A 23,736-nucleotide genomic window follows, 5' to 3' on the forward strand; every position below is an offset into this window, starting at 1 on the left:
AAAGGCGCATGGCTATGGAAGTCAGGGATCTGGCAATTGCTCAAATCGTTGTCTTATGTGGCGGAAATCCTGATATTTACTTCAAAACATAAAGAAATGGTCGGAATTTCTTCCGACCATGACTACCTTTGGCCCCTTTATTTTTTTTGTAATCCAATGCTATGGCACATTCGCATAAATAGTATCCAATATGCGCGTCAGCTCATTATAATCCTTTTCCGACAAGGTTTTCCACCCCACCTTACGCATGTCATGCACCATCGGCTTCACATCCTTGTATTTATCCACACCCTCCGGCGTGAGTTGTAAATACACCTTCCGGCGGTCCAGACTATCCGCCTCCCGCTTCACCAGCCCCTTCTTTACCAGTAACTCAATAATCCGGCTGATCGTGGTAATGTCTTTCGACGTATTCCGCGCCAGCTCATTGTGGGTGGTCTTCTTATGCTTGTACAGATTTTCTATCAGTAACCATTGATCCACTGTGATGTCTTTCTGCTTGGCATCAAACTCTTTCTGCCAATAATTGCGCAGTTTCTTAAGCGTAGCATCCAACTTAAAAAAAGATGGATTACTGACGAAAGTATCAGTCATATTTCTTTAATTTGCATTAGCAACAGTTGTTATAGCAACTATTTTGCTTTTTCGGATTTCATCACCAAAACAGTCTTACGTGTTTAAAGATAGTACAAGCGTTTCAACTTTAAAAGCACCGGCTGAAGGGATCGAGAAACCAGACGGTAACCAGGACCTGCTCCGGGCCTACCGCCTGATGTGTGAAGCCGCCGCCATGGCAGCTGTATATGAAGCCAACCGCCCCATCTGCAAGTACGTACATTCCACCTCCAGAGGCCACGAAGCCATTCAGATCGCTACCGGATTACAACTACACCCATGGGATTTTGTAAGTCCCTACTACCGGGACGACAGCATGCTCCTCGCCATGGGATTCTCCCCGTATGAACTGATGCTGCAACTCCTCGCCAAAGCGGAAGACCCCTTCTCCGGCGGACGTTCCTACTACGCACATCCTAACAGCAACCGGGCCGACAGGCCAAAAATTCCCCATCAGAGCAGTGCCACCGGCATGCAGGTAATCCCGGCAACCGGCATGGCCCAGGGACTCCAATACCTGGCTCAGATGCAGCTAAACCTGCTCCAGACAGGTCCGGATGGAGAAATGCCCGTTGTACTCTGCTCCCTCGGCGACGGCAGCGTAACCGAAGGAGAAGTAAGCGAAGCCCTGCAGTTTGCCGTACTCAAACAATTGCCGATCATCTACCTGGTGCAGGATAACGATTGGGGGATTTCCGTAACCGCGGCAGAAGCCAGGGCCATGGATGCCTACGAATATGCCGCCGGCTTTAAAGGCCTGGAACGTATGCGTATCGATGGCAGCGACTTTGAAGCTTCCTGGTCAGGAATGGCCGCCGCTATCAATTATGTACGCCATGAGCGCCGGCCCATACTGGTGCAGGCTACCGTGCCGCTCCTGGGCCACCATACCTCCGGCGTGCGCAAAGAATGGTATCGCGGTGCCGATGACCTCGAAAAACACGCTAAAAATGATCCTATTCCAAAACTGCGACAGCTCCTGCTCAAAAAAGGCATAGCGGAATCCGCCCTGCTTGAAATTGAAACAGACGCCACCGCCTATATACAAACCTGCTTCGATAAAGCCGTAAATGCGGCTAATCCGGACCCTGCTACTATTCATGATCATGTGTTTGCCCCAACGCCGGTAACGGCCGAAAAGGGGGATCGTACGCCCGCAGGAGGCGCTAAGGTCGTGATGGTGGACGCAGCCCTGCATGCAGTGGAAGAAATCATGCAGGCCTGCCCGGAAGCCATCCTGTTTGGACAGGATGTAGGCCGACGCCTCGGAGGCGTATTCCGGGAAGCAGCCACCCTCGGCGATAAATTTGGTGACCACCGCGTGTATAACACCGCCATTCAGGAGGCTTATATTATCGGCTCCACCGCCGGCTTGTCCGCCACTGGCGTGAAACCTATTGTGGAGGTGCAGTTTGCCGACTATATCTATCCCGGTTTTAACCAGCTGGTAACCGAGATTTCCAAATCATGCTATCTGTCCAATGGAAAATACCCTGTCCAAACCCTGGTACGTGTGCCTATAGGTGCTTATGGAGGAGGAGGACCCTATCATAGCGGCAGCGTGGAATCTACTTTGCTGACCATCAAAGGCATCAAAGTGGTATATCCTTCCAACGCAGCAGATATGAAAGGGTTGATGAAGGCCGCATTCCTTGATCCTAATCCGGTAGTGATGCTGGAACATAAAGGATTATACTGGAGTAAGGTACCAGGTACCCAGGATGCAATGACGATCGAACCTGCAGCGGATTATGTGCTTCCGTTAGGAAAAGGCAATGTGGTGCTGCAGGCGCATCCTAAAGATGTAGCCAACGGGAATTCCCTTTGCGTAATCACCTACGGTATGGGTGTTTACTGGGCAAAGGCAGCAGCTAAAAACTTCCCGGGAAATGTAGAGATCATCGACCTCCGCACCTTGTTCCCGCTGGATGAGGAATTGATTTATACTACCGTTAAAAAACATGGCAAATGCCTGATTTTAACCGAAGAGCAGCTGAATAATTCCTTCACGCAGGCGCTGGCCGGACGCATACAACGTACCTGCTTCCGGGAACTGGATGCACCGGTGTTTACACTGGGTGCGCTGGACCTGCCGGCCGTTCCGCTCAATACCGACCTGGAAGCAACCATGCTGCCCAACCCGGATAAAGTAGCTGCGGCCATCAATGAGTTATTGCACTATTAATCCATACTACCAAACAATCAGAAAAAGCAGCGCCCCGGTGCTGCTTTTTTATTTCCGGCATAGTTCGTGCAAATGATCCCGGCAAAACATGCCCGTATGCCTGCTATCCATGATCTGAACATCCGTGAGCTGATCCCTGTGTATGATACCACCCGCAACGCTGATGCACGCGAAGTGCTGACTTCCCTGATGCTGGAATTACCCGGTAGTCCGGAACTGATTTACAAAAAACAGGCAGTGATGAAAGCCATGATTCATCACGGCTACTACCGTACGCAGCTGGAGTATTCAAAGGTGGACTATAGCGAAGTACAGACGTTTCTGCACCGGTTGCAGCAGGTGGAGTTGCCTGCCGCCGCGGATGTGATAAACAGGGTGTTTAATTACAAAACCTTGCGCGATGACCAGTATATGCTACAGGGTGGATTACGCCAGTTAATTGGACTGCTGGATGTCGCGGATCGCTATTTCTCTTTTATAAATCCTGCACATTTTCCGGATGAATTTCGCAGGCAAATAATAATAATCCATGAATTATTTCGGAAGATGCAATTGCCGTCCTGGGCCATAGTAGCGCGTAACGGAACATTTACCACCAGGGAGATCAGGCGGCTGATACAATTATTCCGGCATGAAATAACAGCTTCTGATTGGGCGCTGTTCTGGCAAACCTTTAATTACTGGGAAGCATGGTTATCGCTCGCTAATGCAGCAGTACGGATGAATATGGCATTTGCAGCGTTTACGGGTAGCGGTTTTGAGCTCACAGATTTTTATCATCTGCTGGTGAAGCAGCCCGTGCGAAACAGCATTTGTACCAATACTACAGTGCTGTTACTGACCGGCGCAAATATGTCCGGCAAATCTACTTTGCTGAAGGCGATAGGTTGTTGTGTATATCTCGCACACGCCGGTATGCCGGTACCAGCCAGCGTTTGCAGGATTCCATTTTATGATGAGCTGCGTGCCGCCATTCACCTGCGCGATGATTTGCAAAGTGGTTACAGTCATTTTATGATGGAGGTGCAGCAGTTAAAGCAAACCCTGCATATGGCAGGTGAGGGACGTAATTGTTTTGCCATCTTCGATGAATTGTTTCGTGGCACCAATGCCGACGATGCAACTGATATTTCCCTGCAAACAATCCAGGGACTAACTACATCTCCCCGGGGATTATTTATTATATCTACACATTTGCATGCACTGGAAAATTTGCTCACACCCGCGCCGGGCTGGAAGGCCCTGCATATGGAATGTGTGCTGAAAGAGGGAATGCCGCGCTTTTCTTATCAGTTGCAGGAAGGGTGGGGGCGACTCAAAATAGGCCGTATAATTTTTGAGCAGGAAGGCCTGCCTGCGATGCTGGGCCAGTGGAAAAGCTTAACTTGAAAATAGCGGTTTAAACAGGTAAAATGCGAATATTCTACCATTGGAAAAAAAAGTTGCAAAAACGTTTTAGTTATTGGGAATAATAACTATTTTTATCAAGAGAAACTGCCCGTGTGAGGACCCGGTTCTGTATTGCTTAATGACCATCATCAAAATGAAAAATTAATTAACCTACTGCATAAAGGAACAAAGATCCAGTGTTGAGACGCTATTGCGAAAAAGTTTTCCACGAAAAATGCTGTAAAACCAAACTGAGTAGTAGAAATAAATTAAGCTGATAAGTATGTAACAAAAATTCACAGTAGTTCTGGCTTGCCTTCTGTGCTAAATCGATTTTATAATGCAGTTGCAGCTGCATTATATCCATCTTGTATTCCAGAGACTGTTGAATTGCTTGTAAAAGTTAGTGCCAATAATATTGCAGATGCTGAGCGTATTTTTCCACGTATGGCACTCAGGCTTTCTGCAATCGTGATTCAATTCTATTTTTTTAATCGACATCGCATGTAAAACTTAAAAACATTTCTGTAATGCAACGCTGACGGCTATACGAAACTTATAAGTAGCCCTCTTCCCCATGTACCCATTCCGGTACATAACAGCTTCCTATTGTCCATTTTTCATTACCGCTATGCCGGGATGACTGGATGCTGTTTGCAAAATCGATTTAGCATACGTGCTAACCAAAACCTAAAAATCAAAATGTATGAAGAAGAATTTGACATGCTTTTTGCGGTCGGCCCTGTTCAGCATGCTGTTCCTGCTCACCGGTCTGATGGCATTTTCACAAAACAAAAAAATCACCGGGCGCGTATTCGACGGTAGGGATAACTCCCCACTGCCCGGCGTAACCGTGCAGATAAAAGGTACCAGCTCCGGCACACAAACAGGCGTTGATGGCTCCTATACCCTCGAAGCACCAGCAGGAGCAACCCTGCTATTTACCTTTATCGGCTATACCAGCCAGGAAAAAGCCCTGGGAAATGCCACCCAGCTCAACATGGCCCTCACCACCGATACCAAGTCCCTCCAGGACGTAATCGTAATCGGTTATGGTACTACCAAACGCTCGGACCTCACCGGCTCCGTAGCCTCCGTACGTGCCGCACAATTGCAGGAAAGACCCGCACCTTCCCTCAACCAGGCCCTCAGTGGTCGCGTACCAGGGGTGCAGGTTAATACCAACTCAGGCCGCCCGGGCGGACAAACAAAAGTGCGCATCCGCGGCTTCAGCTCCATCAACTCATCCAACAACCCACTCTATGTGGTAGATGGTGTGGCACTGCCAGTTGGTTCACAAACCCAAAACAGTAACGCCATTGACTTTATTAACCCAAGCGATATTGAATCAGTGGAAGTACTCAAAGATGCTTCCGCCACTGCTATCTATGGCGCCCGCGGTGCCAATGGCGTGATCCTCGTGACCACCAAAAAAGGCTCCGCCACAGGCGGCCGCGTTACCTACGACGGCTACCTCGGCAGAAACGTACCAGGTCCTAACCGCGTGGAAATGCTCAACGCTAAAGAATATATGGCCGTAGAAGACCTGGCATGGAAAAACGCAGAAATCTATGACCCGGAAGGATGGGCAAAAGGTGACTACGTATCCAAAAATCCGGCACTCAAAAGAACAGACCCACGCCTCTTTGATAAAAACGGGAACCCGCTGTATGATACCGACTGGTTCGAAGAATCACTGCAGCACAAACTCTCGCAAAACCATCAGGTGGGATTCACCGGCGGTAACGAAGATTCACAGTACGGCCTCTTCCTCGGTTACCTCGATGATGAAGGGCTCCTGAAAAATTCCTACCTCAAACGCTACTCCGCACGCTTTACCATCGATAGCAGAGTAAAAAGCTGGCTGCGTGTAGGCGCCACCATGTCCTATAACAATCAGGAAGAAAACCTGGTAGATATCGGTACCGGCGGTTTGAACTCCGTTCGTATGATTACAGAAGCATTACCTTTTCTGCCAGTTAAATTTGCAGATGGCACCTGGGCCAACAACAAAGTATATCCTGGTGCAGAAGGTGGCTCCAACCCAGTACAAATCCTCAACGACAGAAAATATATCCTCAATACCCAAAACCTGCTGGGTAGCGTATATGCAGAACTGCAACTGGCTAAAAACCTGACTTTCCGCAGCGTGTTAGGTACCAATATCGTTACCCGTGGCCGTAATGAATGGAATGGCCGTTCGCTGATCGACATCTCCGCGAGCCAGAAAGGTATTGCCATCAGCGCCAACGATCGTGAAACCTACTGGTCATTCGAAAACTATATGACCTATACCAAACGGTTCAACGATAAACACAGCTTCACCGGCATGGTGGGCTTGTCGTGGCAGGAAAATAATTTCTTTGGCTTCAACGCCAGGGCTGAAAACTTTTCGACAGATTATTTCGAGAACAACTCCCTGGGTTCCGGTTCCAACATTCCAGCCAGTGGCGTGGGTTCCAGTCGCACTAAATTCGGATTTAATTCCTACTTCGCCCGCTTGAACTATGCCTTCCGTGATAAATATATGGTAACGTTTACCGGTCGCGCAGATGGCTCTTCCAAATTCGGAGAAAACAAGAAGTTCGCCATATTCCCTTCCACAGCATTGGCCTGGAGAGTATCTGAAGAACCATTCCTGAAAAACAGCCGCGTTATCTCTAACCTGAAACTGCGCACCAGCTACGGTTTAACCGGTAACTCTGAAATTGCACCTTACACTTCCCTTGCATCGCTGGCTGCCAGCAGCACTTATGCGGCGGTTATCAACGGCGCTAAAGTACAGGGCGTAGGTACCAACCGACTTTCTAACAGCGACCTCCACTGGGAAAGAACCGGGCAGTATGATGCCGGCGTGGAAATAGGCTTCCTCAAAAACAGGTTGAACCTGGAACTGGATTACTACTACCGCAAAACCACTGACATGTTACTGGATGCACCAGTGCCTACCACCAGCGGCTATACCACTATCAAAAAGAATATCGGTACCATGGCCAACAGAGGGGTGGAAATCGGTATCAACGCTACCATCGTGGATAATGAAAAATTCACATGGAATAGTGCCTTTAACATCTCCTTTAATAAAAATGAAGTACTGTCACTGGCTACCCCTGCGGATATCTTCGGGGTGGGTGGACCTAACTTCACCAACCAAACGAATATTATTCGTGTAGGCGAACCCGTTGGTTCTTTCTGGGGACTGGTACGCCTTGGTACCTGGAGCCAGGCAGAAGCAGCGGAAGCAGCTAAGTTTAAAGATTATCGCGGCGGTAAACCAATCCTGCCCGGTGATATCAAATACCTGGATGTAAATGGTGACCACGCTATCAACGATGCGGACCGTATGATCATCGGCAACGGTAACCCGGACGGATGGGGCGCCTGGAATAACAACTTCAAGTATAAAAACTGGGAACTGGCCATTGAACTGCAGTTCATGTTCGGCAACGATGTGCTGAATATGACCCACCACTCCGGCGAAGACCGTACCGGCCTGGCTAACAGCTTCAAATCCGTATTGGACTACTGGACTCCGGAACACCAGAATACCATGATTGCCGCACCACGTAATCCGAGTGCTGGATACGTAACCAACGTGGATACACGCTGGGTAGAAGATGGTTCTTTCCTCCGCGGCAAAAACCTGCTGCTAGGCTATTCTTTCCCGGGTGAGACCGTACAACGCCTGCACCTGCAACGCCTGCGTGTATACGGTTCCGTTCAGAACTTCTTCCTGAAAACCAAGTTTAGCGGCAATGATCCTGAAGTAACTACCTATGGCGATGTGTTCGCACAAGGGCAGACCTTCTTCGACTACCCGAAACCAACCACTTTCACCGTAGGGGTAAATGTGGCATTCTAAACCAGTTGTGTTATTAAAATGAATAAGATTATGAAACGTAAGATATTTAATAAATCCTTGCTCCTGGTGCTTACAGGTGCGCTTATGCTGGGTACTGGTACTGGTTGTAAAAAGTTCCTCGAAGAGCAGGATCCGTCCAACCTCTCGCCGGACAGTTACTTCACCCTGCCTGAACATGCGGATGCTGCTGTGTTTGCAGCCTACGCACGTACACGCATCATCGCCGAAGGCGCGGGTATCTTTTCCAACAACTTCCAGATGCTGGATGCGGTAACAGGTACAGCTAACACCGGTACTGCCCAAAACTCCGATCTCAACAACCTGCTGGGGCTGGTGTACAACGGAGAAAACCTGCACGTACAACAGTGGTGGAGAGGGTTATACCGCGTAATTGCACAATGTAACCTCACCCTCGACAACGTGCCTAAAATCAATCCGATGGATGAGGCGCAGCGTAAGCGGGTAATGGGAGAAGCCAGTTTCCTCCGCGCATGGGCCTACTTTTATGCCGTAAGGCTCTGGGGCGATGTGCCGTTGGTATTGAACTCACAAACCGCCAGCTCACCCGATTTTGCCCCTTCCCGCACCAAGGCAGAGGAAGTCTACAACCAAATCGTGAAGGACCTGCAAACTGCTGAAGCAGCAGGCCTGCCATGGATAGACCCTACCGGCCGCGTAAGCACGGCAGCTATCAAAACTGAACTGGCAAAAGTATACCTGACCATGGCGGGGAACCCGCTGGGTAAAGGTGCCACTCACTACAAACTGGCTGCTGACAAGGCGAAAGAGGTGGTGGACTACGCCAATGCGCATCCTGCAGAAATTGGCCTGTTCCCAACCTACAACCTGCTGCATGCTGTTGCCTCCAACAATAAGCTGGAACACCTGTTTGAAGTGCAATACCTGAGTGGAGTGGAAGAAAACCCGCTACAATCCATCATGCTGCCCAACAACTCCCTGTCTAAAAACATCTCCGCAGATGGCAGTGGGGTAGGTAGCTCCATGCCAACGCGCTCATTCTACGATTCCTACAAAAAATTTGAGCCTAAGGATAAACGTACCGATGAGCAGCAGTTCTTCTTCACCACTTATTATGTAGATGGCAGTGGGGCCGACTTCCCATTAGGAGCCCCTTACATCTTCAAACATTTCGATGTGGTATGCCACGGTACAAAAGGTGTGGCCGGTACCGGTATCAGCAACCTGAACCTGCCGCAGATCCGTTATGCAGAAACGCTCCTGATCTACGCCGAAGCACAGAACAAAGCGGATGGCGCACCTAACGCACAAGCCTATACGGCACTGAATGCCATTCGCGGAAGGGCGGGTTTGGATGCACTCTCCGGCCTGAGCTCCGAGGTATTTGAACAAGCGGTATGGCGCGAGCGCTGGCATGAATTCGCTTACGAAGGCATCATCTGGTTTGATATGGTACGACTCAAAAAAGTCTACAATGAAGATAATAACGGTTTCGACGAGTTTGAAGGACACGTGAACAAAAATTCAGGTCAGGCCCTGCAGAAAAAGCACCTGCTTTTCCCGCTGCCTACCTCTGAAATGAAGAACAACCTCAACCTCAAACCGCAGAACGACGGTTACGGTAACTAGCAGGTTACTGGTTTAAGGCAGTGTTTTCCCGTGGCATAGCGCGGGAAGCACTGCTTTTTTATTTATACAGATCTTCCTTCTCAAGGGTAAACTTCACCGCAGCGGTGAGGCGCTTAATAGCGATAGACAGTTGATTCTCCACTGTTTTTACAGATACATTGAGGATTTGCGCCACTTCCTTGTACTTCAGCCCATGCTGTTTGATCATCAGGTAAATAGCTTTGCACTTGGGCGGGAGCTGCTGAATGGTGGACTCCATTTTCCGGACCATCTCAGAAGTGATCATTAGCTCCTCAGGATTGCTATCGAATGTAATTTGGATATGTTCCTCCGGATGTAGGTCGACGGCCTTAAATTGGGCTTGTTTTCGCTTGTAATCGACCGATTTGTTACGTGCCACTACGAAGAGGTACACTTCCGGGTTCTTTATGTCTCCCAGAGAACCCCTTTTTTGCCAGCAATGCATAAAAACGTCATTGGCAATTTCCTCGGCAACTTCTCTTGACCGGGTGAGGGACCAGGTATAACGCAACAGGCGGACAAAACACTGATTATAGAAAAGCTTGAAAGCCTCTTCATCATTGTTCGCCGTCATATCAGTAAAAAGCTGATTAATGTTACACTGTTCCATCCCTGTTGACTGCTAGATATTGGTTGCAATTTATATAACGCAGATTAAGCTAAAGTTAACAAAATATTCCGGCTGCATACACGCCAAAAAAAAATTCAATTCGCTTTGGGGGTTTTTCCCGGTTATGCCGACCTACCTGTATAACGATCAGCAGAATTAATGAGTGAACAAAGCCGTATTTATGCACTAATGGCCAGAAAAGCAGCAGGGGAGGCCTCCGCTGAAGAACTGGAAGAACTGGAGCAACTGCTGCTGGAAAACCCGGAGCTGCAATATGCTTTCAATATAGTAGTGGATATCCGCGAAGTGCAGGAACCTGATAACTTTACGGATGAGGAAGCCGAGGCACTCAAAGCTAAAGGCCTGGAACAACTGGCCGGCTGGCTGCAACAGGAGCCGGACCCGGTTAAACGCCACCACCTCACCTGGAAAGTTTTTGCTGCCATCGCTGCCAGCGCAGGGCTCCTGATAGGTACCTTCTTCTACTGGCCTAAGTCCGGTACCACCACCTTTGCCAACCAGGTAGTGACCCGGAACGGCTCCAAATCCACCATGGTATTGCCTGACGGCAGTACCGTAGCACTGAACGCCTGCAGCCAGCTGCAATATGATGCCGACAAATTCCTGAAAGGTAACAGAGAGGTAACACTCACCGGTGAAGCCTATTTCGATATCAGGCATGATCCCGCCCACCCTTTCATTGTACACTCAGGAAAAGTAAATATCAAAGTTTTAGGTACCTCCTTTAACGTGAAAGCCTACCCGGAGGATAAAAATATTGAAACAACGCTGATCAGCGGAAAAGTAGCCGTCTCGTTTAAAACTACCAATGAGGAAGAAGTGATACTGCTACCCGCCCAGCGACTCATCATCAGCAAGCTGCCTTCATCGGATACACGTCAGTCCGCACAGCAGGCAGCCCTGACCAACTATTCGGTTGCTCCTGTCCGCAACACCAATACAACAGTAACAGAAACCGCCACACCAACGGCCTGGATGAGCGACCGCTTCGAATTCGACAGTATCACCCTGGAGGAGTTATCACACGACCTCGAACGCTGGTACAACGTCCACATCATCTTCAAAAACGAAAAATACAAACAGGAACTTTTTACAGGCGTATTCAAAAAACAACAGCTGGAAGAAGTGCTGAACGCACTCCAACTTACGCTGGGCTTTAATTACGAGATCGATAAAGACAAAAAAACAGTGATCATCCGATAATTATCATATTTCCAGACATGAAAAAAGGGAAATGCGGCAACATTCCCCTTTTCAAAGGCTAAACAAGTAAACCGATCAGCGAGATCCGGTAATGGCCTATTATTTAACCTAATGAAACAAAATTATGAAAAAAAACTATTGGTGGCCTTCGCATATTCCCGATGGGAGTATGAGGAAACTCATTATGCGTATGAAATTGACTTCCGTATTGCTATGCGCCGGTTTTTTACAGTTGAGCGCCCACGGTTTCTCCCAGGAGAAAATAAGTGTGGACTTCAACAATGTACACATCAGTAAATTACTCAGCCTCATAGGCAAGAAAAGCGACTATACCTTCCTGTATAAAACCGGCGCCCTGCCCGATGTGCGCGTAAGCCTGCGCATGGAAAACGCCGCAGTTACCGCTATTCTGGATAAAGCCTTTTCCGGCACCAACCTCAACTATCGCGTAATGCCCAACAATCTCGTGGTAATCGTGAAAGGTGGTGAAATAGTGAAAACCATACCTGTAAAGGGGATTGTGAAAGATATGGAGGGTACCCCCCTCATCGGTGTGACCGTAAAAGTACAAGGCACCTCCCAGGGTGTTACCACCAACGTAAAAGGAGAGTACGAACTGGAAGTGCCTGAAAATGCAGTGCTGGAATTCAGCTATATCGGCTATGAAGCCCGGCAGATGCCCATCAAAGGGGTACAGAACTTTAATGTAACACTCACCGCTAACTCCAGCGGCCTCAACGAAGTGGTGGTAGTAGGTTATGGCACCCAGAAAAGAGTAAACCTCAGCGGCGCCGTAGATAATATCTCCGGTAAAGCACTGGAAAGCCGTCCGATCACCAACGTAGGTACCGGTTTACAAGGGCTCATTCCCAACCTGAACATCGGTATCAACAACGGCCGCTCTTCCTCTGCACCTTCGTTTAACCTTAGGGGTTATACCTCTCTTTCCGGTGGTGAACCCTTTATCCTGGTAGATAATATCCCTTTCAGTGCCGATGAGGTGTCGCGCCTGAACCCTGCTGATATTGAAAGCGTAACCGTATTGAAAGATGCTGCCTCTGCTGCCATCTACGGTGCCCGCGCAGCTTTCGGGGTAGTGCTGATCTCTACTAAATCCGCCATGGACGGCCGGCTCACAGTATCTGCCAATACCAACTATGCTGTGCGCACGCTCGGCAAAGTGCCGGATGTGGTGACTGACCCGCTCACCACCATGCAAATGAAGCATGACGCAGCCACACCGCTCTATAACCTCTTCCCGGACGCCGTACGCGAGTATGCCGCCAAACGCTCCAAAGACCCGTCCCTGCCGGCAGTGATTACAGACCCTACTAACCCTAACGCCTATGCGTATTACGGTACTACCGACTGGCTGCATGAGGTATACAACAAAACCGCTCCTGCATTTACCGGTAACTTCAGCATAGCAAGAGGCGACGAAAAACTGAATTACTACCTCTCCGGAGAATATTATCAGCAGGATGGTATGCTGCGCTACAACCCGGATGTATACAAGCGTTACAACCTGCGTGCAAAGGCGACCTATACCTTTAATGATCGTATTAAAATAGGTACCAACACTACCTATACTACCTCTTCTTATGATGCGCCCAGCACGGCAATGGACTACCTGTTTTTCCATAATGCCAACCGTACACCATCCCTGTCAGTGCCACGCAATCCTGATGGTACCTGGACATCCGACGGTGCCTCCCTCCTGGGCCGCCTTCAAAGCGGTGGACGCAATACCAGTAATATGAACGAATTCCTCGCCAGCTTCAACGGCGAACTCGGTATCATCAAAGGTATATGGAAGCTCAAAGGAGAAGCCACTTTCCGCCGTACTAACTCCACCGGTAAATCATTTGTGCTGCCGGTAGCCTATCGCACCGGCCCTGCACAGCCATTACAATATACGGATGGCAACCAGTCCAGTGCAGCGTTTAACAGCATGGGCATGAAGTATACGGTGTACAACCTGTATTCTGATTTCTCCAAGAAATTCGGAAAGCATGAACTGTCGGCACTGGTAGGCTTTAACCAGGAGTATTTCCAGACAGATGCGTTTAACGGTAACCGTAATGGCTTAATCAGCACACTGTACCCAACCGTGCAACTGGCCACCGGCGCACCTAAAATTGGTGAGAGCTATGAAGACTGGGCAGTACGCGGTCTTTTCTACCGCCTTGCCTATAATTACAACGATAAATATCTGGTAGAAGTAAACGGTCGCCGGGATGGATCTTCCCGTTTCCCGATGTTTAACCGCTGGGGTACTTTCCCCTCCGCCTCTGCAGCATGGGTAGTATCCAACGAGAACTTTGCCAAACCATTGGCTACCACCATCGGAATGGACTTCCTGAAACTCCGTGGCTCCTACGGCTCTCTGGGTGATCAAACGTTTAACTCTTACGGCTACTTCGAAACAATGAAAGCCGCTACGCTGAATACTATCCTCGATGGTACACAGCCGGTTGCCGTGTTTATGCCAAGCCCCGTAACAGCAGATTATACCTGGCAAAACGTTCGATCTGTAAATATGGGGGTGGATGCAGCCTTCCTGAAAGAACGCCTCTACGTTAGCTTTGACCATTATACCCGCTTCACCGAAGGAATGTTTGTAAAAGGTAAAACACTGCCTGGTGTATACGGGGCAGAGTCGCCAAAAACAAATGCAGCCGACCTGAAAACCCGCGGTGGTGAACTGTCCATCATGTGGCGCGATCGTATCGCCATCGGTAAAGACAACCTCTCCTATAGTATTAAAGTAGCAGTGGCCAACAGTAAAACATTTATCACCAAGTATGATAATCCGGTAGGCAATCTCAGCGACTACTACGTAGGCCAGCGTTTAGGTGAAATATGGGGACTGGAAACAGAAGGTTTCTTCCAGAGTGAGGATGAAATCAAGGCTCATGCGGATCAATCTAAAGTTGGGTCTGATGATCAGGGATACAAATGGTATGTAGGAGATCTGAAATTCCGCGACCTGAATAACGACGGGGAAATCAGCTATGGAAAAAATACGGTAAGTGATCACGGAGATAAGCGAATTATTGGTAACAACCTGCCACAACTCCCGTACAGCGTGGATTTGAATAGCAGCTTCAAAGGCTGGGACTTCAGGGCATTTTTCCAGGGTATCGGCAAACGCGACTGGTATCCGGGTGCGGGTAACCACTATTTCTGGGGTATCTATGCACAGCCATGGGCAAACGTGCAGGTACAGAATATGGACCACTGGACACCTGAAAATCCTAACGGCTACTTCCCGCGTGTAAAATCCTATATCGCGGAAGATGCTACAGAACTAGGTGCACCGCAAACGCGCTACCTGCAGAATGCCGCCTACCTGCGCCTCAAAAACGTAACCCTGGGTTATACCCTGCCTAAGTCAGTAACCGACCGGTTAAAGATCGCACGCCTCCGCTTCTATGCTTCAGCAGAAAACATCTTCACCGTGTCCCACCTGAAAGCAGACATCGATCCGGAAGGCCTGGACGGTGCCGTGTACCCTTTCCAGAAAACCTATTCTGTTGGTTTAAACCTGAATTTCTAAAATGTGCAACATGAAAAAAACTACTTCTTATATACTTTTGCTCGCTGCAGGCTTTTGGACCGCCTCCTGCAATAAAGAGTTCCTGCAGAGAAATCCGCAGACCGACCTTGTGCCGGATGCCTACTTCGCATCACCGAAGGACCTGGAAACCTATTCCAACTCTTTCTACAATGTAGCTACCTACGCTACGGATGATATCAACAGCGATAACATTTCCTACTATAGCCAGGCAGGTGAGCTGGACCTCATGCTGGAAGGTGGCCTTAATGCTACTACTGTAGGTAATTCCGGCTGGAACGACTGGGGGCGCCTGCGTTCCTACAACTACCTGCTGGATAATGCATACAAAGCTACCGGCGATACAGCGCTGATCCATCATTATATCGGTATCACCCGATTTTTCCGGGCTAAATTTTACTTTGATAAACTGGCCCGTTATTCTGATGTGCCATGGTATTCGCACGTGCTGACAAATATTGACTCTGCCTTGTATGCGCCACGCAGCCCACGTGCGCTCATTGCGGATTCTATCATGGCTGACCTGAAGTACGCCATTACTTTTATTAAACCGGATGAAGGTAACAGAACCCGCATCAGTAAGTGGACTGCGCTGGCGCTGATGAGTCGCTTTGGTTTGTTTGAAGGTACCTTCCGTAAATATCACGCGGAACTGAAATTACAGGAAACAGCTACTCCTTTTCTGGAGGCTGCGGTAGCGGCTTCGCAGGAACTGATTAACAGTGGCAGGTTCCAGGTGTATAACACCGGCAAAGGTGCACCGGATTACCGGGCACTGTTTGTGAGCGGTACACTGGCAGGAAACCCGGAAATGATTCAGTGGTATGAATGTCAGCAGGCGCTGAAAGTGGGCAACAACTCACACGCAGTGCTGGGCTGGACCTGGTCCATCAGTAATAGCCTGGTAGAAACTTACCTGATGAAAGACGGGACACCATTTACCAGTCAACCTGGTTATAACAAAAAAGGTTTTGTAGAAGTGTTTGCCAACCGTGATCCCCGACTGGCGGAAACCGTGGCCTATCCTGGATTTTCCACTACCAACGATGATAAGTATTATATTCCAAAGCCCAACCTGGGTGGTTTTGATCAGCTGAAATTTTATCCCCGCGATCCTGCACAGCGTCAGGGCTGGGATGCCAATTACACCAGTTTACCGGTGTACCGCTACGCGGAGGTTTTGTTGAATTATGCAGAAGCAAAGGCCGAGCTGGGCTCGCTCACGCAGAATGATCTTAACAACAGTGTAAACAAGCTGAGGGCGCGTGTGCAAATGCCCGACCTGTTGCTGGCCAATGCCAATACTATTCCTGATCCGGTGCAGGCGGCTGCCTATCCTAATGTGAGCGGTGGTAACCAGGGCGTATTGCTGGAAATCAGAAGAGAGCGCCGGGTGGAAATGGCTTGTGAAGGCTTGCGCCTCAACGACCTGAATCGCTGGGCTGCAGCGGCACGCATGGAACAGTCGCAGCAGGGTATGTATGTACCAGCGCTGGGTCCTATGGATATTACGGGAGATGGTATTGCTGACATCGCCATACTGGCTACGCCTAATGACACCGCTTCGCTGGATGGTTTGCCACCCGCGGTGAAGCAGTCGATCAGCCGCTATGCGCTGAAAGATGTGAACGGTAAGGAAAATAATTTCTACCTGGATAATACAACTTCCGGTCATATTTCGTTTACCCGTTACCGTGATAACAAGCGAAAGTTTGTGGCGCCACAATATTATTATCGTCCGATTTCTTTCAGTGAAGTAGTACTGAATCCGAATCTGGATCAGATTCAGGGCTGGTAAAATTTATTGCATAGCGTTATCCCTTGCTTAGCCTGGGATAACGCTGATTATTTTACATGAATGCGGGTTGCATGCCGGGTAAATACTTGCGCGAAAAAACGGAATAGCGCGTTTCGCCTGGCAGCCATGAGCCCATAAGCAACCAACGCAGTTAACCGCGCGAAGCGCGGTACCTATCCAATGACACCTCGGTGTCATTTTTAAATTATTTATATGAAGATACAGCTACTCCTCGCTGCGGTGCTAAGTTTCGCCGGCAGTGCATCCGGGCAAGCCTTCACCGGCAATGTGTACCACGACAGTAACCGCAATGGTGTGAAGGATGCCGGAGAAACAGGCATTCAACACATCAGCGTTTCCGATGGACGGAACGTTGTGAAAACTGATGCTGCCGGTAATTATACCTTGCCAGGTCATGCCAGGCAAAAGTTCATTTCCGTTACCCCTGCGAACGGGTACAACTTTGTGAATAATTATTACCTGCCAATCGACTCCGGAAAAAGTACTTACAACTTTCCGATGTATCACACCGGCAAATCCGCTGCCAGCAGTCACTTTATAAGAATCACCGATACGGAAACCTATATGTATGGCAACTGGATCAACGAAGTGAAAAACTTTGCGCGCAACGAGGCGGCGGACTTTGTTGTTCACACCGGTGATATCTGTTACGAAAAAGGAATGCAGTTTCACGCACAGCAGGTGAATACTAAGACGATGGGGCTGCCAGTGTATTACTGCATAGGCAACCATGACCTGGTACGTGGGCCGTATGGCGAAGCGCTGTATGAATCTCTCTTCGGACCTGTATTTTATTCTTTTGAATATGGGAACACGCATTTTGTAGTAACGCCTATGCCGTATGGGGATTACAAGCCATCCTACACCTACGACGACCTGTATTACTGGCTGCAAAACGATCTTGCCAACACAGACCCTGCTAAATCGGTAGTGGTGTTCAATCACGACCTGCTCACCTACGGGACAGACTTCTCCATTAAGAACGCTAAAGGAGAAGTGCTGAACCTCAGTCAACATAACCTGAAAGCCTGGATCTACGGCCACTGGCACTACAATTTTACACATCAGCATGGCAATAGCGGCATTCGCAGCTTATGTGCGGCGCCGGCTGCTGACGGCGGCATCGATAATTCCATCTCCAATTTTGAAATGATTCATGTGGATAAAGAAGGAATTCAACAGGTGACACGGCGCTACAGTTACGTTGCCAATCACATCTCCCTGATAACCCCTACTGTAAAGGGTATTAGCTATAGCAAAGGCAAAATACAGGTGAGCGCAAACATTTATCAAACGGATGAACTGGTACAAACTGTTCATTATAAAGTTTACAACAAAAAGGGAAACCTGCTGAAATCCTTGTCGCTACAGCCTTCTGGCGACTGGAACTGGAACGCAGGCATAGAAGCTTCTACACTGAAACCTTATCTCAAAGATACCTGCTATAGTACACTGGAGGCTACCTTGCGCTCCGGACGTGTACTTTTCAGGCGCGATACTTTTGTGATGCAGTCGCCGGTGGAACTCAAATCCAATAGCGACAACTGGACACAGGTCCTCCAAAACGCGCAGCGGATGCCGGTTACAAGGCAGGAGATTTTCTCCGGACTGCAATTGTTATGGTCGGCCAACTTGGGCACAGCCATTTGGAAATCGGCTCCTATAGTAAATAATGGTAAGTTGTACCTGGCAACTATCGATGATGAAAATCTGGATAAATGCGCTATTGTTGCCATGGAAGCCACTACAGGTAAGGTTTTGTGGAGATATAAAACTACCAATTCTATCAAGCATAGTCTTTCGCTCAGTGGTAACTACTTGCTGGGCACGGATGCAGAAGGTATCACTTATGCCCTGGATGCCGCTACAGGAAAGCTTCTCTGGCAGCATAACGGACCGATGAAAGGCTTGCCTCCTTATAACTGTGGTGGTGTGGTGTATGAAGATTTGTATATCACCGGCACAGGAAACTTCTTACAGGCACTCGATATAAAAACCGGAAATCCACGCTGGACCAATACTTCCTGGAACGGTGGAGAAGCTACGCCCACTGCCATGACTATCTGGAATAATCTCCTGATTACTTCCAGCAACTGGAACCATCTTTTTGCTCACGACCTCCAAACCGGCCAGCTTCGCTGGAAAAGAAGTGATGGTGGTATCCGTTTCAGGAGCGGCACACCGGCAGTATACAACAATAAATTGTTGGTACAAGGGATCAATATGCTCCATATTTTGAATGAAGAAGGAAAAACAATCGACAGTATCAAAGTAGGCGGAGAGCTGAAAACGATGACTGCGCCTGCTGTCTGGAAGAATCAGGTACTGCTTGCCACTGCCGCAGATGGTATTCAGACTTACGAATTAAGCACCGCCGGTTGGTTGTGGAGCTTCAAACCTGCGCAGTCATTGAGTTTTACTGCGCCGTATTCTTTACCACCGGCAGCTACTGTAGAAAGCACGCCTATCATCATTGGTGACCGGGCTGTAGTAGCCGCTGCAGATGGCTGGTTGTATGTGTTGGACCTCGCCGCCAAAGGCAAGATGGTGGCTAAGTTCGAGGTAGGTGCGCCGGTGTATGCAGATATGGCATTAGTGGGAGAGGTGTTGTATGTGGCAGATTTTTCCGGAAATATCAATGCATTTAGGTTGGTTAAATAAACGGAAGAGACTTTAGTCTCGCATCAGAAGAAGGAGGCGGAATTCTTTCCGTCTCTTTTTTTATACTACTTTTACTTTATTTTAAATTAAAAAGTAGTACTATGAGTACTTGTTTTTTACTTAAAATAAAGCAATATAATGTTTTACTTTGAAAGTTTTCTTATTTTAGTACTATGGGTACTAATAATGAAAGTAAATTAAATAGGCTGTTCTCCCTACAACCGCCTGGGGTGGTTCTCCAGTCAGATTGGCTGGTAGCCCAAGGATATTCTCATGATCTGCAGCAACGTTATAAAAAAGGAAACTGGCTAACTCCAATTGGAACGGGGGCCTTCATAAGGGCTAGCGAGCCAGTTAGCTATGAAGGGGCTGTATACGCATTGCAAAATCAAAGTAAGTTATCCATACATCCGGGCGGGAGAACTGCATTATCATTATTGGGGAAGGCTCATTACCTGGAGTTGGCACCAACTCATGTCTTCCTTTTTGGGTATAGTAATGAAAAGCTACCTGCTTGGTTTAGGAAACGAGAATGGCATGAAAAAATTATTTATTACCCAACTTCATTTCTTCCTATGGACGTGGGGCTGACATCGATCGAGATGAAAAGTTTACAGATTGTGGTGTCTAATGCTCCTCGGGCGCTCATGGAGTGTTTATATCTGGCACCGGATAAACAGGATTTACAGGAATGTTATGAATTAATGGAAGGACTAAATGGTTTGGTCCCAAAACAAGTGCAGTTGCTATTAGAAGTGTGTAATTCTGTCAAGGTTAAAAGATTGTTCGTATATATGGCAGAGAAGGCCGGGCATCAGTGGTTTAAATATCTTAACATAGAAAGAGTTAACTTCGGAATTGGAGTTCGAAGTATTGTGAAGAACGGTATATATGTAGATAAATATAAAATCACAGTTCCAAAAGAGTTCGAGCAAAATGCAAGCAAACTATAAGAAACAGGTTTCATTATTACTTCAGATTTTACCGGAAGTTGCAGAAGAAAAGTGCTTCGCTTTACACGGTGGCACTGCAATTAATTTGTTTGTGAGGAATATGCCCCGGTTGTCTGTTGATATTGATCTTACCTACTTGCCAATACAAGATAGAAAAAAATCTGTGGCTGAAATATCGGCAGCACTCCAAAGAATTAAATCTCATATAGAAGGGGTGATTCCCAATGTTCACATTCTACACCGGGCAGAAAATGCTAAGCTACTAGTATCATCCAAGGGAGCAGAGGTGAAATTAGAAGTTAATTTAACAAATCGTGGAGGCTTGGCTGAACCTAGAGAAATGGAACTTTGTCAAAGGGCACAAGATGAATTTGAAGCCTTTTGTGTTATGCCTGTTGTGTCTCAGGGCCAGCTTTACGGAGGGAAGATCGTAGCTGCATTAGATCGGCAGCATCCACGAGATCTGTTTGATGTGAGAGACTTACTGGCAGAAGAGGGAATTACTCAAGAAATAAAAGAAGGGTTTATTCATTACCTCATTTGTAGTAATAGAGCCATTGGTGATGTTATTAGCCCAAATTTACAGGACCAGCGTGGTACTATGAATAATCAATTTTCAGGAATGACCAATGTAATATTTGAATATTCAGACTTTGAACAGGTGCGTGAACAGTTGATAAGAGCACTTCATGACTCCTTAACTACCCGCGATAAGGAATTTATACTGAGTGTAAAGAATGTAACACCTGATTGGAGCATCTATGATTTTGAGAAATACCCTGGTATAAAATGGAAGTTGAATAATTTGGAAAAGCTAAAAAAAGAGAATCCTCAAAAGCATAAGGCAGCGTATGAGGCATTACTACAAAAAATTAATCATCAATAAAAACAACATTAATTTTATCATTCAAGCTGCCAACTAAAAAAGGCTTTTAAGCGTCTGCTTAAAAGCCTTTCTCTTTGTAGCGAGGAGCGGATTCGAACCACTGACCTTCGGGTTATGAGCCCGACGAGCTACCTCTGCTCTACCTCGCAATGTGGTTGCAAATGTAGGCAAATAAATCAAACCACAAAAAATAGTGTTAAGTTTTTTTTATCAATTGCTAAAAAGTTGAAATTTGATGCGCGCTGTAATCCTTTGTGGTAAAGCGTTTTAAGCCTGTTGAAAAAACTTCAAAAAACTTTTCTAAAAATCAGAATATGCAGTAGGTCGTACAAATATTATATCCTGATGTGATACATTGTGTGCATATTCAGGCAATGCAGATAATTTTTTCCACGCAGGATCAGCCCCAAAAGATTTCCAGTGTGCATCGCGATCGGCCTTGTTATTAAAGGTCGTCATGTACATCAGGTTGGGCGTGTGGCTACCGGCAACTACACTGCCGTAGAACACTGCGTTAAATCCAAGGCGTCTGAAGATTTCTATTTCACCACCGGCATTAAACATCTTTACCTTATTGCTGTGATAAGCTTCTGTAGCGCTTTCGTAACTGCGGAGCTCATATACTCTTTCCGCTTTTGGGCTGTTAAGTGCAGGAAGTGCCATTTTGGGCATATCTGCAAAAGCCAGGAGCAATATGGATTCTATGCGATTGTAGGGCGCATTGTTATTATAGCCACTCATGAAAGTAGCAGCAGCATTGGTGTAGGCGGCATCCTTGTCGAGCCTGGCTGGCAGCTGTGAAATCTGCTCCGGGGATTTGAATGCAGCGAACACGTATACACGAAGATCGGCAGTATCCTGCGTCACTGGCTTGAATACGCCTACCTGACTAATGCCTGCACGATGTAATGCCGGCAGGTAAGCCTGTTCCAGGTAGCTGTCGAGCGCTGCTTCCTGGCCGGCGCTGATATGATATACCTTCAGTTGGTAATATTGCTGATTACCCTTGCCAGTAGCGAGGAAAGGCAGGGTTATACACAATGTCAGCAATGATAATAATGTTTTCATACACGGTGAATTTGCCGGTCAAAATACAAAAAGATGTCTGAGTTTCATCTGCCTGGATAGCCGTATATTAGCTGCCACAAATGGAAACTTATGTATAGCGAACCTGAAATGCTAATAGAAGAAACGAACGAGAGAGGCACCATGTATGCCATGGTAGAGCAGGATGATCGTACCGCGTATTTTTATTTATATCCATCTGAGATCATGGGAAACCGTTTCAAACCCAGGCCTTGCTGGTTACGTAACCTGCAACCTGCCCCTGAAAAACGGGATACGGCAGCCATGCAAAACGGTGTAGCTCCCATGCTGGAAGCTAAATTTTGTAAACATCCCGAAGGGGAAGCGCCATTGGAAAAAGAACGGATTTCCTTTATCTGGAATGCAGAAGGAGATGGCGCCGCCATTTTATATGATAACGAAATCATTGGTATTATTCCGGGCTGGGGATTATATATGGATCAACCGCCGGCTTATGCCGCGGGTTGTGTAGAAAGTAATGACAGCAGTATTACTTTCCCGCTGGGAACTCCGGAAACCAATATCCAATACCGGAAGTTTGTGGCTGTTGCTGATTTCTGGCGCAGCTGGTTCGACGAGGAAAACCCGCAATGGCCGCCTATTCAGCATGCCTTTGTAGATGCCTATACAAAGGTATTTGGCCCACACCAAACTTATTATGGTATTGATGATAATAAATGGCCACCGATGGCGATGGTCAGCTTTGAGAAAGATGATATTGTATACTTTATTACGCTTGGTATGAGCATTCGTCCTATGCCATGGGTCGATTTCCTGTATAATGAAAATGCCGGTGCTTACCACCGCGCGGAACTAGGCCTGGCGATGGATACGAAGGTATATACCACTGAGCAGATCACCAACGTAGCATTGGCATTGGCAGGCCTGGCCGACAGGCCATGGAAAATCATGACCTGGCTCGGAGAAGGGCATACGCTATCCTCTGGTTTGTTGCCAAAACCTTATGAGAGCCTGATTCTCTCCTCTGCATTATATAACGGACCAGCTATAGAATTGCCGCAGGTGTATGGGGATAAAGTAAACCTCTACTGGTGTGTGCCTATTACCTTCGAAGAGCGTAATTTCGCTCACAGCAAGGAAAACGGTGGGTACGACCTCCTTGAAAAAATGATCGGGGAAGGCAGCAATCATATTGTTACGGAGAGAAATCCTGTAGTATAAAAGCGCAGGTGTAAATAATCAGGAACTGATAGAAAAAAACAGGGGTGTATCAAGAATG

The 23,736-nt window shown here is 47.6% G+C and carries 14 protein-coding genes and 1 tRNA gene; 11 read left to right on the forward strand and 4 right to left on the reverse strand.

Features of this window, described 5'->3' with window-relative positions; genetic code table 11:
- Window positions 1-159 precede the first annotated feature (159 nt).
- A complete protein-coding gene (locus KW844_RS27100) occupies window positions 160-594 on the reverse strand; it encodes a MarR family winged helix-turn-helix transcriptional regulator (RefSeq protein ID WP_218379908.1) in 435 nt (144 codons plus the stop codon).
- 79 nt (window positions 595-673) lie between these two features.
- Here KW844_RS27100 and KW844_RS27105 point away from each other — a divergent pair, with 79 nt between their 5' ends.
- The 4 genes from KW844_RS27105 to KW844_RS27120 all read left to right on the forward strand — a co-directional run bounded on the left by KW844_RS27105 (window position 674) and on the right by KW844_RS27120 (window position 9,659).
- A complete protein-coding gene (locus KW844_RS27105) occupies window positions 674-2,800 on the forward strand; it encodes a thiamine pyrophosphate-dependent enzyme (protein ID WP_370626518.1) in 2,127 nt (708 codons plus the stop codon).
- 96 nt (window positions 2,801-2,896) lie between these two features.
- Window positions 2,897-4,189: a hypothetical protein gene (locus KW844_RS27110; RefSeq protein ID WP_218379909.1), complete on the forward strand. Its 1,293-nt coding sequence runs from the start codon at window positions 2,897-2,899 to the stop codon at window positions 4,187-4,189.
- Window positions 4,190-4,895: 706 nt separating this feature from the next.
- Entirely contained in the window at window positions 4,896-8,051 is a 3,156-nt protein-coding gene (locus KW844_RS27115) for a TonB-dependent receptor (RefSeq protein WP_218379910.1), read from the forward strand.
- A gap of 30 nt (window positions 8,052-8,081) precedes the next feature.
- Entirely contained in the window at window positions 8,082-9,659 is a 1,578-nt protein-coding gene (locus KW844_RS27120) for a RagB/SusD family nutrient uptake outer membrane protein (protein WP_218379911.1), read from the forward strand.
- Window positions 9,660-9,717: 58 nt separating this feature from the next.
- Here the strand turns inward: KW844_RS27120 and KW844_RS27125 are convergent, their stop codons facing one another.
- Window positions 9,718-10,254, reverse strand: coding sequence for an RNA polymerase sigma factor (locus tag KW844_RS27125; protein ID WP_218379912.1), 537 nt, complete (start codon window positions 10,252-10,254; stop codon window positions 9,718-9,720).
- A 195-nt stretch (window positions 10,255-10,449) separates the two neighbouring features.
- On the opposite strand from KW844_RS27125, the gene KW844_RS27130 reads away from it, so the two are divergent.
- From KW844_RS27130 to KW844_RS27155, 6 genes are all read left to right on the forward strand, one after another.
- Entirely contained in the window at window positions 10,450-11,514 is a 1,065-nt protein-coding gene (locus KW844_RS27130) for a FecR family protein (RefSeq protein ID WP_218379913.1), read from the forward strand.
- Between the two features lie 124 nt (window positions 11,515-11,638).
- Window positions 11,639-15,073, forward strand: a complete 3,435-nt coding sequence (locus KW844_RS27135; protein ID WP_218379914.1) for a SusC/RagA family TonB-linked outer membrane protein — start codon at window positions 11,639-11,641, stop codon at window positions 15,071-15,073.
- A gap of 10 nt (window positions 15,074-15,083) precedes the next feature.
- Window positions 15,084-16,889: a RagB/SusD family nutrient uptake outer membrane protein gene (locus KW844_RS27140; RefSeq protein WP_218379915.1), complete on the forward strand. Its 1,806-nt coding sequence runs from the start codon at window positions 15,084-15,086 to the stop codon at window positions 16,887-16,889.
- Window positions 16,890-17,102: 213 nt separating this feature from the next.
- The gene (locus tag KW844_RS27145; protein WP_218379916.1) at window positions 17,103-19,571 is read left to right on the forward strand and encodes a PQQ-binding-like beta-propeller repeat protein; all 2,469 of its coding nucleotides are present in this window, start codon (window positions 17,103-17,105) and stop codon (window positions 19,569-19,571) included.
- Between the two features lie 173 nt (window positions 19,572-19,744).
- Window positions 19,745-20,524, forward strand: a complete 780-nt coding sequence (locus tag KW844_RS27150; RefSeq protein WP_218379917.1) for a type IV toxin-antitoxin system AbiEi family antitoxin — start codon at window positions 19,745-19,747, stop codon at window positions 20,522-20,524.
- Window positions 20,508-21,410 carry a nucleotidyl transferase AbiEii/AbiGii toxin family protein gene (locus KW844_RS27155; protein WP_218379918.1) on the forward strand — a complete coding sequence of 301 codons (903 nt, stop codon included), beginning with the start codon at window positions 20,508-20,510 and terminating at the stop codon, window positions 21,408-21,410. Before KW844_RS27150 ends, KW844_RS27155 begins: the two co-directional genes overlap by 17 nt.
- Before the next feature lie 77 nt (window positions 21,411-21,487).
- Here the strand turns inward: KW844_RS27155 and KW844_RS27160 are convergent.
- Window positions 21,488-21,559 (reverse strand) — tRNA-Met (locus tag KW844_RS27160).
- A gap of 151 nt (window positions 21,560-21,710) precedes the next feature.
- Entirely contained in the window at window positions 21,711-22,478 is a 768-nt protein-coding gene (locus tag KW844_RS27165) for an NIPSNAP family protein (RefSeq protein ID WP_218379919.1), read from the reverse strand.
- Window positions 22,479-22,568: 90 nt separating this feature from the next.
- Between KW844_RS27165 and KW844_RS27170 the strand changes: the two genes are divergently transcribed.
- On the forward strand, window positions 22,569-23,678 hold the full coding sequence (locus tag KW844_RS27170; protein WP_218379920.1) for a suppressor of fused domain protein: 1,110 nt from the start codon (window positions 22,569-22,571) through the stop codon (window positions 23,676-23,678).
- The last annotated feature ends 58 nt before the right edge of the window (window positions 23,679-23,736 follow it).

The sequence above is a fragment of the Chitinophaga sp. sic0106 genome (genome assembly GCF_019219075.1).
GTDB lineage: Bacteria > Bacteroidota > Bacteroidia > Chitinophagales > Chitinophagaceae > Chitinophaga.

What these genes read in the sequence shown, in the direction of transcription:
- KW844_RS27100 (WP_218379908.1), bottom strand. Translation starts at nt 594, where the DNA reads ATGACTGATACTTTCGTCAGTAATCCATCTTTTTTTAAGTTGGATGCT.
- KW844_RS27110 (WP_218379909.1), top strand. Translation starts at nt 2,897, where the DNA reads ATGCCTGCTATCCATGATCTGAACATCCGTGAGCTGATCCCTGTGTAT.
- KW844_RS27115 (WP_218379910.1), top strand. Translation starts at nt 4,896, where the DNA reads ATGAAGAAGAATTTGACATGCTTTTTGCGGTCGGCCCTGTTCAGCATG.
- KW844_RS27120 (WP_218379911.1), top strand. Translation starts at nt 8,082, where the DNA reads ATGAAACGTAAGATATTTAATAAATCCTTGCTCCTGGTGCTTACAGGT.
- KW844_RS27125 (WP_218379912.1), bottom strand. Translation starts at nt 10,254, where the DNA reads ATGACGGCGAACAATGATGAAGAGGCTTTCAAGCTTTTCTATAATCAG.
- KW844_RS27130 (WP_218379913.1), top strand. Translation starts at nt 10,450, where the DNA reads ATGAGTGAACAAAGCCGTATTTATGCACTAATGGCCAGAAAAGCAGCA.
- KW844_RS27135 (WP_218379914.1), top strand. Translation starts at nt 11,639, where the DNA reads ATGAAAAAAAACTATTGGTGGCCTTCGCATATTCCCGATGGGAGTATG.
- KW844_RS27140 (WP_218379915.1), top strand. Translation starts at nt 15,084, where the DNA reads ATGAAAAAAACTACTTCTTATATACTTTTGCTCGCTGCAGGCTTTTGG.
- KW844_RS27145 (WP_218379916.1), top strand. Translation starts at nt 17,103, where the DNA reads ATGAAGATACAGCTACTCCTCGCTGCGGTGCTAAGTTTCGCCGGCAGT.
- KW844_RS27150 (WP_218379917.1), top strand. Translation starts at nt 19,745, where the DNA reads ATGGGTACTAATAATGAAAGTAAATTAAATAGGCTGTTCTCCCTACAA.
- KW844_RS27155 (WP_218379918.1), top strand. Translation starts at nt 20,508, where the DNA reads ATGCAAGCAAACTATAAGAAACAGGTTTCATTATTACTTCAGATTTTA.
- KW844_RS27165 (WP_218379919.1), bottom strand. Translation starts at nt 22,478, where the DNA reads ATGAAAACATTATTATCATTGCTGACATTGTGTATAACCCTGCCTTTC.
- KW844_RS27170 (WP_218379920.1), top strand. Translation starts at nt 22,569, where the DNA reads ATGTATAGCGAACCTGAAATGCTAATAGAAGAAACGAACGAGAGAGGC.